The 14,471-nt window shown below is 39.6% G+C and carries 13 protein-coding genes and 1 pseudogene; 4 read left to right on the top strand and 10 right to left on the bottom strand.

Translation table 11 applies throughout. The features are described 5' to 3' along the window. Window positions 1-260: pseudogene (locus tag AN389_RS17550) on the bottom strand (hypothetical protein); the annotation flags it as partial. A gap of 227 nt (window positions 261-487) precedes the next feature. Between AN389_RS17550 and AN389_RS17545 the strand changes: the two are divergent. Both AN389_RS17545 and AN389_RS17540 read left to right on the top strand, forming a co-directional pair. Continuing rightward, a complete protein-coding gene (locus AN389_RS17545; protein WP_055016590.1) occupies window positions 488-1,468 on the top strand; it encodes a tRNA-dihydrouridine synthase in 981 nt (326 codons plus the stop codon). 57 nt (window positions 1,469-1,525) lie between these two features. After that, complete coding sequence (locus AN389_RS17540) at window positions 1,526-1,858, top strand: TraR/DksA C4-type zinc finger protein (RefSeq protein ID WP_055016589.1); 333 nt, start codon at window positions 1,526-1,528, stop codon at window positions 1,856-1,858. A 4-nt stretch (window positions 1,859-1,862) separates the two neighbouring features. On the opposite strand, the gene AN389_RS17535 is transcribed toward AN389_RS17540, so the two are convergent. From AN389_RS17535 to pyrC, 9 genes are all read right to left on the bottom strand, one after another. Beyond that, window positions 1,863-2,906: a hypothetical protein gene (locus AN389_RS17535; RefSeq protein ID WP_055016588.1), complete on the bottom strand. Its 1,044-nt coding sequence runs from the start codon at window positions 2,904-2,906 to the stop codon at window positions 1,863-1,865. A gap of 63 nt (window positions 2,907-2,969) precedes the next feature. After that, window positions 2,970-4,229 (bottom strand): hypothetical protein, encoded by a 1,260-nt coding sequence (locus tag AN389_RS17530; RefSeq protein WP_055016587.1) that lies wholly within the window; start codon window positions 4,227-4,229, stop codon window positions 2,970-2,972. 11 nt (window positions 4,230-4,240) lie between these two features. Further along, a complete protein-coding gene (locus AN389_RS17525) occupies window positions 4,241-4,855 on the bottom strand; it encodes an energy transducer TonB (protein WP_004588133.1) in 615 nt (204 codons plus the stop codon). Further along, complete coding sequence (locus AN389_RS17520) at window positions 4,855-5,259, bottom strand: biopolymer transporter ExbD (RefSeq protein ID WP_004588134.1); 405 nt, start codon at window positions 5,257-5,259, stop codon at window positions 4,855-4,857. Before AN389_RS17520 ends, AN389_RS17525 begins: the two co-directional genes overlap by 1 nt. Window positions 5,260-5,273: 14 nt before the next feature. After that, window positions 5,274-5,798, bottom strand: coding sequence for a MotA/TolQ/ExbB proton channel family protein (locus AN389_RS17515; RefSeq protein ID WP_004588135.1), 525 nt, complete (start codon window positions 5,796-5,798; stop codon window positions 5,274-5,276). Continuing rightward, window positions 5,798-7,162 (bottom strand): MotA/TolQ/ExbB proton channel family protein, encoded by a 1,365-nt coding sequence (locus AN389_RS17510; protein ID WP_004588136.1) that lies wholly within the window; start codon window positions 7,160-7,162, stop codon window positions 5,798-5,800. Before AN389_RS17510 ends, AN389_RS17515 begins: the two co-directional genes overlap by 1 nt. A gap of 7 nt (window positions 7,163-7,169) precedes the next feature. Further along, a complete protein-coding gene (locus AN389_RS17505; protein WP_004588137.1) occupies window positions 7,170-7,940 on the bottom strand; it encodes a DUF3450 domain-containing protein in 771 nt (256 codons plus the stop codon). Between the two features lie 836 nt (window positions 7,941-8,776). Further along, window positions 8,777-8,980 carry a cold-shock protein gene (locus AN389_RS17500; RefSeq protein WP_004588138.1) on the bottom strand — a complete coding sequence of 68 codons (204 nt, stop codon included), beginning with the start codon at window positions 8,978-8,980 and terminating at the stop codon, window positions 8,777-8,779. Between the two features lie 463 nt (window positions 8,981-9,443). Then, window positions 9,444-10,493: a dihydroorotase gene (pyrC, locus tag AN389_RS17495; RefSeq protein ID WP_055016586.1), complete on the bottom strand. Its 1,050-nt coding sequence runs from the start codon at window positions 10,491-10,493 to the stop codon at window positions 9,444-9,446. Window positions 10,494-10,706: 213 nt separating this feature from the next. Here pyrC and AN389_RS17490 point away from each other — a divergent pair, with 213 nt between their 5' ends. Both AN389_RS17490 and AN389_RS17485 read left to right on the top strand, forming a co-directional pair. Continuing rightward, complete coding sequence (locus AN389_RS17490; RefSeq protein ID WP_055018764.1) at window positions 10,707-13,076, top strand: GGDEF domain-containing protein; 2,370 nt, start codon at window positions 10,707-10,709, stop codon at window positions 13,074-13,076. 479 nt (window positions 13,077-13,555) lie between these two features. Continuing rightward, window positions 13,556-14,443 (top strand): LysR substrate-binding domain-containing protein, encoded by an 888-nt coding sequence (locus tag AN389_RS17485; protein WP_055020353.1) that lies wholly within the window; start codon window positions 13,556-13,558, stop codon window positions 14,441-14,443. Window positions 14,444-14,471: the final 28 nt, after the last annotated feature.

Below are 14,471 nucleotides of genomic sequence, written 5' to 3'. Positions count from 1 at the left end.
TCGCCGCACTTACCTTCTTTTTTACCTTTTGCGTCGCCGCCACATTTGCCTTCGCCGCACTTACCTTCTTTTTTACCTTTTGCGTCGCCGCCACATTTGCCTTCACCGCACTTGCCTTCTGCGGCATCAAGTTGGTATCCGGTTACTAGCTGTTGAAATTCAAATGGGTTGGCTTGTGCATCTGCAGAGGCAAAACTTGCAGAGCCAACAACTACTGCACCTAAGGTTAACGCGATTGAGTTTTTCTTTACTGTATTCATTGCATGACTCTCTTGTATAAGTGTGTATTAAGATAACGCAAACTAATTATTGTCAATTATGCGTTGCTTGTATAATTAAATAGACCCGCTAACAGATAAAAACTTTCATTTATTTTCATTTTTTTTACTTTTAAATATATACAAACAAATATGGACAGTAATTTAAGTTTTATCAAACCACACTTTGCGGGTACACTACGCATCCGTTTTTTCAGTCAAAATACTCTATGAAACTTGTTTTAGCGCCTATGGAAGGTGTTGTTGATTTTAAAATGCGCCAACTTCTTACCGATATTGGTGGCTTTGACTTATGCGTAACTGAATTTGTTAGAGTGATTGATAGGCGTTTACCTGCAAAAGTCTTTTATCGCTATTGCCCTGAACTCAATAATAACGGTTTAACCAAAGCAGGTACTCCTGTGCGCGTACAGCTATTAGGACAAGTGGCAGACGTTTTAGCTGAAAACGCCGTCAGAGCGATTGATTTAGGCTCCCACGGTATAGATCTTAATTTTGGCTGCCCTGCAAAAACGGTAAATAAAAGCCGCGGGGGAGCTGTACTGCTTAAAGACCCTGATCATATGTATCACATAATCAAAGCGGTAAGGGATGCGGTAGATAGTAAACACCAAGTAAGTGCAAAAATACGATTAGGCTTTGACGATGATAGCAATAGCCAAGAAATTGTAGATGCCGTTGTAAGTGCCGGAGCAGATAGTATTGCTATACATGCACGTACCAAGCGCGATGGTTATAGCCCACCTGCTTATTGGGAAAAAATCCCCCCGCTGATAAAAGGAAAAAACATCGCAGTGGTTGCCAACGGTGAAATTTGGCAAGTGGAAGATGCGCTACTTTGCCAAACCCGAAGTCAGTGTAGCGATTTAATGCTAGGACGCGGTGCGCTTTCTCACCCTGATTTAGCGAAAAAAATTAAAGCACATGTTAATAATGAACAATATAACGGCCTAGAGTGGGAGCATATAATTTATCATTTGATTCATTCAGCTGTTCATCAGGACCCTGCACAAGATGAAAAATACTTTGCCTCTCGTACTAAGCAATGGCTAGGTTACCTTAAACGTCAATACCCTCAAGCCATTACACTCTTTGATGAAATAAGACGTCTTAAAGTAAAAGGAGAGGTCGCGCAGGTTTTAAAAAAATACGCTAAGTCTCCGCAACTTGATTCAAATCATAACGTATAATCAGCACAGCTCAGATAATACCGGTATAACGAAACGCTAAATGAAGGTTATACCAATATGCTTTATCAGCAACAACTGCACAGTGAAATAGCTCACGTTAAATCAGCCATATTAGCAATGCTGAATCAGTCTGCCCATCCTGCTCATCTTAAGCTACGTAACGTTATACTGACAAGCCAGTACAATGAATGGCTTGATACTGCCACTTATAACTTAGGCCCTGAATATCAAACCTTAGTGAATAGATTGGCAAAGTTGGAAGCAGCAATAAGCCAGATTGATATTGGTCAATACGGTTATTGCTGCGACTGCGAAGAAGCAATTGCAGAGCACTTGCTCAAACAAGACCCTGCTACACAGCGCTGTGAAATGTGCGCTAAGCGAACATAAGCGCTTAAAGCGTTAATAATTGCCCAGCAAAACTAAAAGCCTGGCCAGGATAAAGTACACTATCTTCAACTAAATACTGCGCATCGCGCTGTGAAATAGCTAACCGTTTTACTAAGTTCACTTTTGCCTGAGATAAAGTCCATGCATGGTAGTGTACACCGACATCGGTTTCCATTAGCGCAAGCATTAGCCTTTTATCTTCGGGACTTAAATGGCTTTTTTTAGCCATAGCGGGCAATAGCATGTAATCAGTTTGCCAATCAATCCCTTTTACTTTTGGCGCCTTGCTTAAATATTGGCTTATAAACGAAGTACGATGATGCTCGTTATAGCTCAAATTAGGTGCAGTGTGCGAGTTCATTTGAAGATGCTGATTGATAGTATCAACCCATTGCAAAGGCGACTTAACTACCCCACTGAAGTAATTTAGTTTACTTTGATACCATTCACTGCCATTAGCAAGTCCACGTAAGCCAATGCTGCCCCTTGGTTTGTACTGGGCCAAGTAATCATGAAACTCGACAATCTGAGCTTTTAAACCGTTTGCGTTAGCGTGTTTTAATAATGCCGTTTGTAAGTAACCCTGCAGGAGGCTTAATTCAATCTTGTTTAATCTTAAATTGCTTTGCAGCGCACTGTCTAATTGATCTTGAGTGAACTTAAGCCACTCAATTACCTGTTTAGAATTAGTACTTTGCATTTTCGCTGATAATAGATTGTCCAACACATTCACCTGTGCTGGCCAGCTGAAAAAGCGCTCAGGAAAACGCTCAGCAATAATTAAGTAATTTAGCTGCTGCGTTTGCGCGTTTGAAAGAGTCATTGTTTGTAGGCGCTGATACATCTGATGACGAAGCGATAAATACGCTGAAGAAAAAGGCAATACTTGTTCAATGGATACATCTGCAGCGCCGACAGGCTTAAGCGCCGTATTCAAACTTTTGATACTTTGCTGCGCAGCATCATAAGATTCAAAAGGCAGTGGTTGTTTTGAACAAGCAACCAAAAACAGACTTAATAGGACAGACAAAAGATGCGTTTTATTCATTATAAATTCCAATAAAAAAAGCCCCATAGGGGCTTTTTATATAATTGCTAAAACAAATTAAAGTTAAATTTTAACACCGTTGCGAGCGGCTTTATCTTTAATAAATGTAGACCAACCTTTAGCAAACTTGCGTGTGCGTGGGTCATCCATTGCTTTAGTAATAGCAGCATAAGCTTGCTTGTATTTAGCTTGGTAGTAATACGCTTCAGCTAAATCTGAATAAATGGTGCCTTTTTTGTCAGAGCCTAGCTCTAACGCTTTGTTCAAACGAACAACAGCAGCACTAAAGTTTTCAGATTGTAAAAGTAACGAACCTGCTTTGCGGTAAAGCTCTGCATCGTCATCAAATTTAGCAGCTTCTTCGTAGTACTTTGCAGCTTTTTCGATGTCTTTAGAACGGTGGTAGTTACTAGCAATTGCGTTAACGTTTTGCTTAGTACGCTTAACTTTGTCTTCTTTAATCGCATTTTCAAGGGTTTTAGCCGCTTTAAATGGAATTTCGTTTAAAGAGTAAAAGTTAGAAAGTACTTTGTAATCTACTTCCGCTTCAAAATAGCCATTTTTGAATGCTACTTCCATGGTCGCTAGACCTTTGGCGTAGTCTTCGGTTTGTAGGTAATATTTACCTAAACTAACCCAGGCTTTTTTGTCATCAGGCCAAACTCGTACAATCTCTTCACCAATTTTCACCATGTTGGCGTAATCTTTAAGTTCAAAGTAAGAACCTAATTTTAATTGGTAAGGCGCCTTGTTAGGCTCCTTTTGTAATGAGATTGCCTTGTCGGCAGGTTCAAAAACATCACGAAACTGACCTAACTGATAGTTAGCTTGCGCAATACGAGTGTACACTTTAGGGTCTTCTTCGCCGGTGAAGTCCATCCAAGCAGTATAAGCTTTTTTGGCTTCTTGGAACTTTTCAGTACCTGCGTATAAATCACCTAATAGCTTTAAAGTTTGCTCGTGATCTGCGAAGTTTAAAATATCAGGGGCAACCGCTTGTCTAGAGTATTTAATCGCTTCATCGTACTTCTCTTTTTGCGCGTACATGCTACCTAGGTAACGATTTACAGTCGCTTTATCAAAGTCGTTAGATGCGTCAATCTCTTTTAACAAGGCAATTGCTTCATCAATTTTGTCTTCATTGTACAAGTCAAACGCTTTAATTACCTTTTTACCAGTACGCTCGCCCATGATTTTAGTCTTGGCTTTTTTACGCTCTTCAATTTTAGCGTAATCCGGCGCTGCTAATACAGGTGCAGTAATAGCTGCACCTGACACAGACATAAGAATTGCAAGAGCAGTTACTTTAGATAAATTTCTCATTACTCGCCTCCTTAGCCTTGGTTAAGTTTAAAGTCTAGTTGAACTTGTAAACCAACTTGTTTCTGTGGTTTACCGTCAATAATTTTAGGACGGTATTTCCACTTGCGCAGTGCACGTTTAGCTTCACGGTCAAAGATACGTTTTGGTTCTGCGTCAATAACTTGAACGTCAGTTACGCCACCTAACTCATCAATTGTGAACGAAAGTTGTACCCAACCTTCTTTACCATCACGCGCTGCTTGCGTTGGATATTTTGGTTCAATACGAACGATAGGTGTCGCATCACCATCTCGTCCAAATGCACCTGGACCACTTAGTCCACCAGCCGAACTTCCTACATCAATGCTACCCATGTTAAATGACATAGCACCAGGGTTAGGATTGTTATTCTCCGGCTGTGGCGGCTGCGGTTTAGGCGGCTGCTTTGGCGGTGGCGGAGGCGGAGGCGGAACACGCTTCCTCTCCTGCACCTTAGATTCAGGCGGATTCGTCATTATTTCGACTATGATCTGCTCTTTTTGTTCAGTATTACGGTCAGCCCCACCAGAGATGAGGTAAGCCATGAAGTAGAACAAGCCGAAAGTAACTGCCCCACCTGCAATCAGTGAAAACAGAAAACGAATCATTACTGATCTCCAGCTATTGAAATTCTCAGGTTATCACCTGTCGCTTTGATCTGGTCCATAACTTTAACCACTACGCCGTGTTTTGCTTCTTTATCAGCTTGCAAAATCACAACATCAGTAGGTTGTTCTGCTAATAAACTTTCGATTTTTGCTGAAACACGTTCAACATCAACTTGCTGTTTATCAATCCAGATAGCACCATCACTGCGAATAGCAACAAAAATGTTAGCATTTTTTTGCTTCGTAGCTTGGGCCGCTTTAGGTTTATTGACCTCGATACCAGCCTCTTTAACGAACGATGTAGTTACGATAAAGAAAATAAGCATGATAAATACGATGTCAAGCATTGGCGTCATATCTACCGCTGCTTCTTCTTCTTCACGAAAACGTTGTTTACGTGCCATATTTAATTCTCTCTCTAGTGATGAGGCATGCTATCTACAAGTTTGGCTTTCACCATTCTCGCTCTTGCCTCAAGGCGTGAGCTAAAGAAAACTCCAGATAGTGCCGCAACCATTCCAGCCATTGTTGGGATTGTTGCCATTGAAATACCTGATGCCATTAAACGTGCATTACCAGTACCTTGGGTTGCCATAGTTTCAAAAACCGCGATCATACCCGTTACAGTTCCAAGTAAGCCTATTAAAGGACAAACAGCTACTAATGTTTTAATCAACAACATACGCTGATCTAATTTTTCAGACGCTTCAGAAATCCATGCTTCACGGATTCTGTGTGCGTACCAAGACGTAGTGTCTTGGCGGGCATCCCACTTTGCTACAATATCCTTCGTTAAACGAGGAAATTCAGCAAGTAGGAACCAATAGCGCTCAATCATTAAAACCCACATAAGAAAGAGTGCTATCGCGACCACGTATAATACCTGGCCGCCTGTGCCAACAAAATCCCTGATAGATTCCCATATCTCCATCAGGACTAGCATTAGGCTTTCTCCTTCTCCGCGTGAGTAGCAACGATACCCGCGCTTTGCTCATCAAGGATATGTAATACTGACTTACTACGACCTGCAACAATTGAATGAAGTAGGATAAGTGGTAGTGCAGCAATTAGACCTAGCGCTGTAGTTACAAGAGCTAGAGAGATGTTACCAGCCATGATCTTCGGATCGCCCGTACCGAACAATGTGATTGTTTGGAACGTTAAGATCATACCGATTACTGTACCTAGTAGACCAAGTAACGGTGCGATTGCAGCAAGAATCTTGATGATGTTGATACCAGCTTCAACACGTGGCGTTTCACGTAAGATAGCTTCATCAAGTTTAAGCTCAAGGTTTTCAACGTCTTGGCTCTTGTTGTCATGGTACACTTTAAGAATACGGCCCAGTGGGTTGTTTGTATTCGGTGTAGACAAGTTTTTAAGCTGAGACTTGATCTTAGAAGTAGTAAGCGCTAAGTCAACGAAACGTACTAAGAAGATTAGTAGACCAACAGCTAATAAAACTGTAATGATGTAACCAACTTCAGCACCTTGCTCGTAGTATTCCATAAGCGTTTTCTTCTGCGTGTTGATACGTAAGATTGCACCACGAGTCGGGTCAATGTATACGCCAGCGTAATTATCAGAAGAAGTACCTTCAAGAGCAGAGATACCATCTAAAATGTAGCTATCAGGTTGTTTGCCTAAAGGCTGAATAGATTTTGTCTCTGGCGAGTAGATTAAGTAACCTTCGTCAGTAACTAAGTTAAAGTTACCAATACGTGTTACTTGCTTAACCGTAGAGTTACCGTCAAGACCTGACACTTCAGTTTCAAAAGTAGAAACTTTTGCTGACTCAGTCATTTCTGTTTGAAGTGCAATCCAAAGTTCTTCAAGTTCACGAACTGTTGGAAGTTCTTTAGCAGCTGCTAATGAACGAAGTACTTCTGCACGGCCTGGCTTTTCAGCACTTACTAATGAAGCTTCGATAGAACCGATAGCGTCTTGCGCTGCACGACGTACAACACCAAACATTTCACCAAGAGTACCTTGTGCGTTTTGAAGCGCTTGCTCTTTTTCAGCTAATGTATTTTCGTTTTGTGCATATTGCTTAGCTAAGCTGTCACCGCGTGCTTTTTCAGACGCTAATTGGCTTTTCGCTTTGTTAAGTAATGCTTGCTTGTCAGCACGTTCTGATAAGAACTCTTGCTCACGTTGCTTATTGATTTTACCTTCAGAGATACGTTCTTGCTTTACTTGCTCAAGAATTTTATCTAAAGCATCAGTATTTGCATGTGCATTAAGCGCGGTACCTGCAGAAACAGATAGTACTGCTGCAACAGCAAAACCTTTAAATAGTTTCTTCATTATTCGATTACTCCGCGCCAAAGATTGGTAGTTTAACAAGTTCTAGTGTCGCTTGCTTACGCGCCATACGAATCACTTCTTTAACTGGTTTTAGGTATTCTTCACCTAATTCTTTCCACTCTTTAGTGTTGTTGTCCCACACCCAAGCGTGTTTTAAGTCAAAAGATTGTGCTACGTAAGTGATACGACCTAAACGACCGATATCAACGTTAATGTTTTTACCATCAACTTCTAAAGTACCTTGAGAAGCAGTTACAGCTGAGCTGTAAGCAGTTTCAACTGTGTATGCTTCAAGAACTTGGCGGAATTTCTCAGACGTCGTTACAGACGCAGAAGCCATGATTTCACGAAGTCTTTCTACACGAGCAAGACGAGAATCAAGATTGAACGGAACGTCCGCTTTGATGAATTGCTCAAGCGTATCGATCATGCGATACATCAAAGGCACAACGTTTTGTTTAGTGTTATCGATAGTAGCGATTTGACGGTCAAACGATTCGATTGATGCATTTTGGTCAGCGACCAAACGTGCTACGTGATCGTTGTACACTTTCATAAGTTCAGTCTCATCAACAATACTACGGTACTCAGCGATTAGCTCTTGAGTTTGACCGTATACGTTGTCAATTTTAGTTTGAGACTTAACAGCAGCCTTTTGAATTTGCTGACCTGCTTTTTGCACGTCATTCAAAGGATCTGCAATCACATTGCTGCTTGCAAATGCAAAAGCGCCAACCAACGCAGATGCTACAAGACTCTTTCTGATTTTAACAGACATAGTTCCCAACCAATTAAGTAATGTTACTTTTATAATTTAATTATCAACCTGATTAAGGATGACAACCCTGATATCTTTTAATAGATATCAACCCTCCAATAATGCTAAATGCAATACGCCCTGTCAACTTGATGTTAGCTATTCTAAGTAAATAAATACCGTGAAAAAGCTAAAACTAAAGTACCATAAAAAATACCGTTAACATAAATGTAACCACCACCAAGACGCCTTGGTATTATATAGCCCCTTTAAAATTAAACACTAGTTAAAAATTAGACACTTACGTGAAACAAAAATGCAACATCTCAACAAAACTGAATTACACCTTAAAAAAAAACAAAAATAATAAATATGTGACAAATTAATGAACTAAATTTAATTAAATTAGGCTAAAAATACAGCTTATCTTGTAAATCCTACGCTTTATCGTATAAAAATAAGGCTATTTAAAAGCCCTTGTGGCGGATGTATAAATATTACTGCAAATAAGTTAATAAGCTTTAATTATTCTTATCCAAAGTAAAACGCTATTAAAGCCCCTACAACGGCCGTTATTTTACAGTTTGTTGAGACATAGTATGTATTGTTTAATTTTGATGAGAGTGCGTTGGCTGCAACTCGCTAATGTATTAAACAGCGCCGTTGTTCAAAGAAGAGTTAGCTATTAATTAGGAAAAACTAAGCATGTTTAATGTAGAAACTATTAAGAGAGGTAAACTGCAAAACTAAATGCTTTACTGTAGAGCGAGAATGAAAACTAAGAAGGGGAACTTTTAAGAATTATGGTGAAACAGAAAACTGCTTCACCAAGATGAACTAAGGTTCACATAATTAAATTATGCTACTTCTACGTTCTCAGCTTCAGGGCCTTTTTGACCTTGTTTGATGCTGAAAGTCACTGCTTGACCTTCGCTAAGAGTGCGAAAACCAGAACCAGTGATTGCGCTGAAATGTACAAACACGTCAGGACCATTTTCTTGTTCAATGAAACCAAAGCCTTTAGCTTCGTTGAAAAATTTTACTTTACCAGTAACCGACATACTAAATTTTCCTGTAAGTCAATAATTAAAATTCAGCCATATTATTATGGCTATATCCTCCCTGAGTCAGTGCCCAAAATTCTGGAGGTATAGTACAGGAACAAGTTTTAACCTAACCGGTAACCTTAAACGCAGCACAATATCCGTAAATTCAATACGCAAAAACTCAAAGCAAGTTAAGGTTAACACATTAATATTTTTTTGGCTCTATTAATTAAGATTTATTTGCTAAGAACAAAGATAATTAAAGAGATAAACATAAGTGGTTATTTTTAAAGCTTAAATTGCTTAATAAACAGTAAATTTTTAACTTGTAATTGTAACAAATCGTGTTTGGGTAGTCAGCTTTGCAAATAAAGAGAGTTGCAAGTAGCGTTAAGAAGAGTGCAAAGGCTAAATTACAAGCAAAAAAAGGCCGTACAGCAAGCTATACGGCCTTATTATAATATACATTTAATGTACTTTATTTAACCTGCCAGTCAATTGTAGCTTCTGCCTTAATAGGCACAACTTTCGAGTCACCAAGAGTATAGCTAGCAGGTACTTGCCAAGGGCTTTTCTCTAAGGTAATAGTATCGGTGTTACGAGCAAGGCCGTAAAAGTCAGGGCCAAAATGACTTGCAAATCCTTCCAGTTTATCCAGCGCCCCTGCTTCTTCAAAAGCCTCTGCGTAAAGCTCAATAGCAGCATGGGCTGTATAGGCGCCAGCACAACCACAAGCAGCTTCTTTTTTATCTTTATAGTGCGGTGCTGAGTCAGTGCCTAAGAAGAACTTTTTATTACCACTTACCGCAGCAGCCATTAAAGCTTGTTGATGAATATTACGTTTTAGGATAGGCAAACAGTAATAATGTGGGCGTATGCCACCTGCTAACATATGGTTACGGTTATACAATAAGTGATGCGCGGTAATCGTTGCGGCTACATTTTGTGGAGCGGCTGTTACAAAATCAACAGCATCTTTTGTTGTAATGTGCTCTAGCACTATTTTTAGATTTGGAAAGTCTGCTACAACATCGCCTAAAATTGTCTCTAAAAATACTTTTTCACGGTCAAAAATATCTATTGATGAATCAGTCACCTCGCCATGCACTAATAATAGCATGCCCACTTCTTGCATCGCTTCTAATACAGGATAAATATTCTTTACTGAGGTAACCCCTGAGTCTGAGTTAGTGGTTGCCCCAGCAGGGTAAAGCTTTGCAGCAACAATTTTACCGGTTGCTTTGGCTTTTTTGATTTCTTCAGGTGTGGTTTTATCAGTTAGGTAAAGTACCATTAGCGGTTCAAAGTTGCCTTGTGGCCCCGCTGCCATAATTCGCTCTCGATATGCTAGCGCTAAATCTGTGCTGGTTGCTGGCGGTACTAGGTTTGGCATTATGATGGCGCGGCCCATGTAGCGGCTAATATCGCGTACTGTATCTTTAAGTTGCTCACCATCGCGTAAATGGACATGCCAATCATCAGGACGAGTTATGGTTAATGTGTTTTTTAAATTACTATTAATGCTCATTACTTTTTTCCACGGCTGAATTTATCCGATCATAGGCATATGAGAAGATCTAGTAAAGTGTTATCTAATTTATTCCCTTCTATGAGGCTGCAAAATACGATTGGGTTTAAGTTTAACGACGAATACCGCCATTTAAGCGTTTTATTTTGAACCTGCCTTAAATTTGGGTTAACTTATCACTGCTAATACAAATAAAAAGAATAAAACTACCTTATGTCGAATCACCTCGATACTTATAAAGCGCTCGAAATTAAAACCGAGCAGCTAAGCATAATCAATCAGTTCTCTTCTAGCTTGTTACAGCTCGATACCTTAGAAGAATTATTTGAGTATGTAACCACTCAAGTAGTTAACCGCCTCGGGTTTGTTGATTGCGTGATTTACCTGGCTGATGAAACGCGCCTACTGCTCAATCAAGTTGCCTCTATGGGGATAACTCATTCGCGAGACAAGTACCAAGCGGAGCGCAAAATAATAGGCTTTAACGAAGGTATAACCGGTTATGTAGCCCGTACGGGCACCGCTATTATTATTGGTGACGTAACGCAAGACCCCCGCTACATTGCTGATGAGCGCCCTGCCCAGTCGGAGCTGTGCGTGCCACTTATATACAAAGATCAGGTTTTAGGGGTGATTGATTGTGAACACCCAATAAAAAACTATTTCACAAACGCCCACTTGGAAATTTTAACCACGGTTGCGCATTTGCTCAGTGCAAAACTAAATCAAGTAAACACAGTTAATAGCTTAAAGCACACAGTAAATCAGTTAAACGACGCCCAAAAGCTTGAAAACAGTTTACTGCAAATAGCTAATTTAACGTATAAAGCCAGTAACCTAGATACCTTTTTTGAATCACTCCACAACATAATAAATAGCTTACTGCCTGCTGATAACTTTTTTATTGCTCTTTACGATAAGCAAATAGACATACTCGATTTGGTTTACATTGTTGAAGAAGGCATACAAACACATGCACATAAAAAAATATCAAAAGAACAATTAAAAGATACAGCTTCGTATTATTTATTAAAATCAGACAGTGCACTGCTATTAAACCAAAACGATTATCAGCAACATATAGACAATGGCGACTTTAAACTTGTAGGTCGTCTTTCGGAATCTTGGCTAGGTGTACCTTTTAAAGCGAATGATAGGATAAGCGGTGTAATCGTTGTTCAAAGTTACGATAAAAAGTTGCACTATAGCGAGCACGACAGTGCGCTTTTAACCTACGTAAGTAGGCAAATTAGTATGGCCATAGATAGGCAGCTTGCAAGGCAAGAGCTTGAACACAAAGCATTGCACGATGAGTTAACAGGGCTTGCTAATCGCTCGTTACTTATTGAGCGTATTAAACATGCTATTTTGCGTTTATCACGTGTTAAAAAAGGCACGAGCCATGCCTTACTTTATTTAGATTTTGATCGATTTAAAAGTATAAATGATTCGCTTGGTCATGAGGTTGGCGATCATTTTTTAATTAAAATTTGTGAGCTCATAAAAGGCACCGTCAGAAACACCGATACATTTGCACGACTCGGTGGCGACGAATTTGCCATTTTTATGGAAAATATCACCCACCGAAACCAGGTTAGCGAAGCACTAAAACGAATAAATACAGCGCTTGCTAAGCCACTAAATGTTGATAGTCACTTATTACAAGCATCAACCAGCATTGGCATAGCCTTTAGTGAAAGCAGCGACGATAAAGCCTATTTGCTATTACAGCAAGCCGATGCCGCTATGTACGAAGCTAAATCAAGCGGGCGTGGTCAGGTTAAGTTTTTTAATAACACCATGCGTAAAAAGCTCAAAACACATGCCGATATAGAAAACGACTTACAACATGGCATTGAACACAACGAATTTGAGCTTTATTTTCAACCTATTTTTGCTATAGCGACAAGCGAAGTTGTCGGCTTTGAGGCATTAGTGAGATGGCACCATCCTAAAAAAGGGTTTGTGCCACCCAATGAGTTTATTCCGATAGCCGAAACCACCGGACAAATTATTAACCTCGATTTGCACTTGCTTGACCTCGCTGCACAACACATTGCGCACTGGCACACATTAGGCCATCGATTTTTAAAAGTAACGGTCAATGTGTCATCGCGTCACTTTGCTAGCCTCGACTTTGTTGCCCAAGTTCACGCATTGTATAATAAATACCAACTGCCTTTAGGATCGTTATGTTTAGAAATCACTGAATCAGGGCTTATTGCTAACCTTGATTTAGCAACGCAAATAATAGAAGGGCTTGCCCCACTTAAAGTGAAATTATGCTTGGATGATTTTGGCACCGGTTACTCAGCGCTTGGTTACTTACACCAATTACCTATCCATATTTTAAAAATAGATAAAAGCTTTATCGATCACCTCAATAAAACCAATAACCCGTTAGTCGAGGCCATTCTCTCACTAGCGCAATCATTAAATTTTGAAGTAGTGGCCGAGGGAATCGAAACCCAAGAGCAACTCACTATTTTACAAGGCACTCAATGTAATTACGGTCAAGGCTTTTTAAAGTCAAAACCGGTTACAGCACAACGCGCTATTCAACTTATCAATAAACCCCTGTAGTAGCTGTTATCCAAAGGCTTACATTTTCAAAACCAAAAAGGTGTAAAAAGTAAGCCCCGTAATACCCATTCGTTTATTTAAGCGCTCAGTTTTAAAGCAATAAAAACATATTATTACTGTTTAAGCTTTAGCCCATTAAACACATACTTGTTTTGCGCGTTTTTATAATTACTTATCCTACTTAGTTTTTATAATTACTTATCCCGCTTAAAAACCTGTGCCATTTATTAAATACCCCTGTCCATAACGCTGCTTTACACCGCAGCTACATAACCTACAAAACAACTTGAGCTAAACTCATGGCAAACTCATCAAACCAGTAGCAAGTAAAGTGCTCACATTAATTAATTTAACTTTAAGGGTGTACTTTAGTAATTAATGGATTATTTTAGCCATCTAGACGTTGAAACGTTTTTTGTAAAGGCGTAGTATGTAGTCAATCTGAGCCAAACTCACTTTCCCCTTGAGAATTATTAAAGATGATTGATATAAAACACCTTAAAACTATTGCGACATTAAAAGACACCGGATCGTTAGTTAATACAGCCCGCGAATTATTTTTAACGCAATCAGCTTTATCTCATCAAATTAAAGACTTAGAAAACAAATTAGACTGCCAATTATTTGAAAGAAAAACGCAGCCTGTGCGCTTTACACCTCAAGGAATGCTTTTACTTGAACTTGCTAACGACGTTTTGCCAAAAGTAGAAGCCACGAAGTGCCGCTTAAAAGAAAGCCTGAATCAACCAATTTCTCAACTACGCTTAAGTGTTGAATGCCATGCGTGTTTTCATTGGCTGCTTCCAACAATTAAAGAATTTAATAATTTTTGGCCAGACATCAAAATTGACTACGAACGCGGCTTTAGCTACGACGCTATACCAGATTTACTCAATGATGAGCTCGACTTAGTATTAACTTCAGATATACGCGAGCCTGATAAGCTTGAATACGCTCACTTATTTGATTTTAAATTAAAGCTTATTGTCGCCCCTGATCACGACCTAGCTAAAAAAGCATATGTAACGGCGCTTGATTTAAAAAACGAAACCATCATTTCGTACCCTATTCCGCGCGAGCGACAAGATATATTTAAACACTTTATTCAAAATGCCCGCTTTGAAGGTACCTTAAAAAATGTAGACCAAGGCTTATTAATTTTTCAGCTTGTGAGTGCAGGAATGGGTGTAGCAGCGTTGCCTGATTGGTTGGTAACTCCTTACGAAAGCCAAGGTTTAATTAAATCAATCCCGCTTGGAGCACTAGGCCTAACCCGCCCTATGTACCTAGCAATGAAAAAAGACATGAAAGACAACCCCGTTTATCGCCATTTTTTAAATACCTGTAAGCAAAATAACGGTCGATAAATCATAAACGAATAAGTAACATAAGGCC

Origin of the sequence: Pseudoalteromonas sp. P1-7a, from assembly GCF_001401855.1 — a bacterium.
Lineage (GTDB): Bacteria > Pseudomonadota > Gammaproteobacteria > Enterobacterales > Alteromonadaceae > Pseudoalteromonas.
This window is presented reverse-complemented; position numbering and strand designations above follow the sequence as displayed.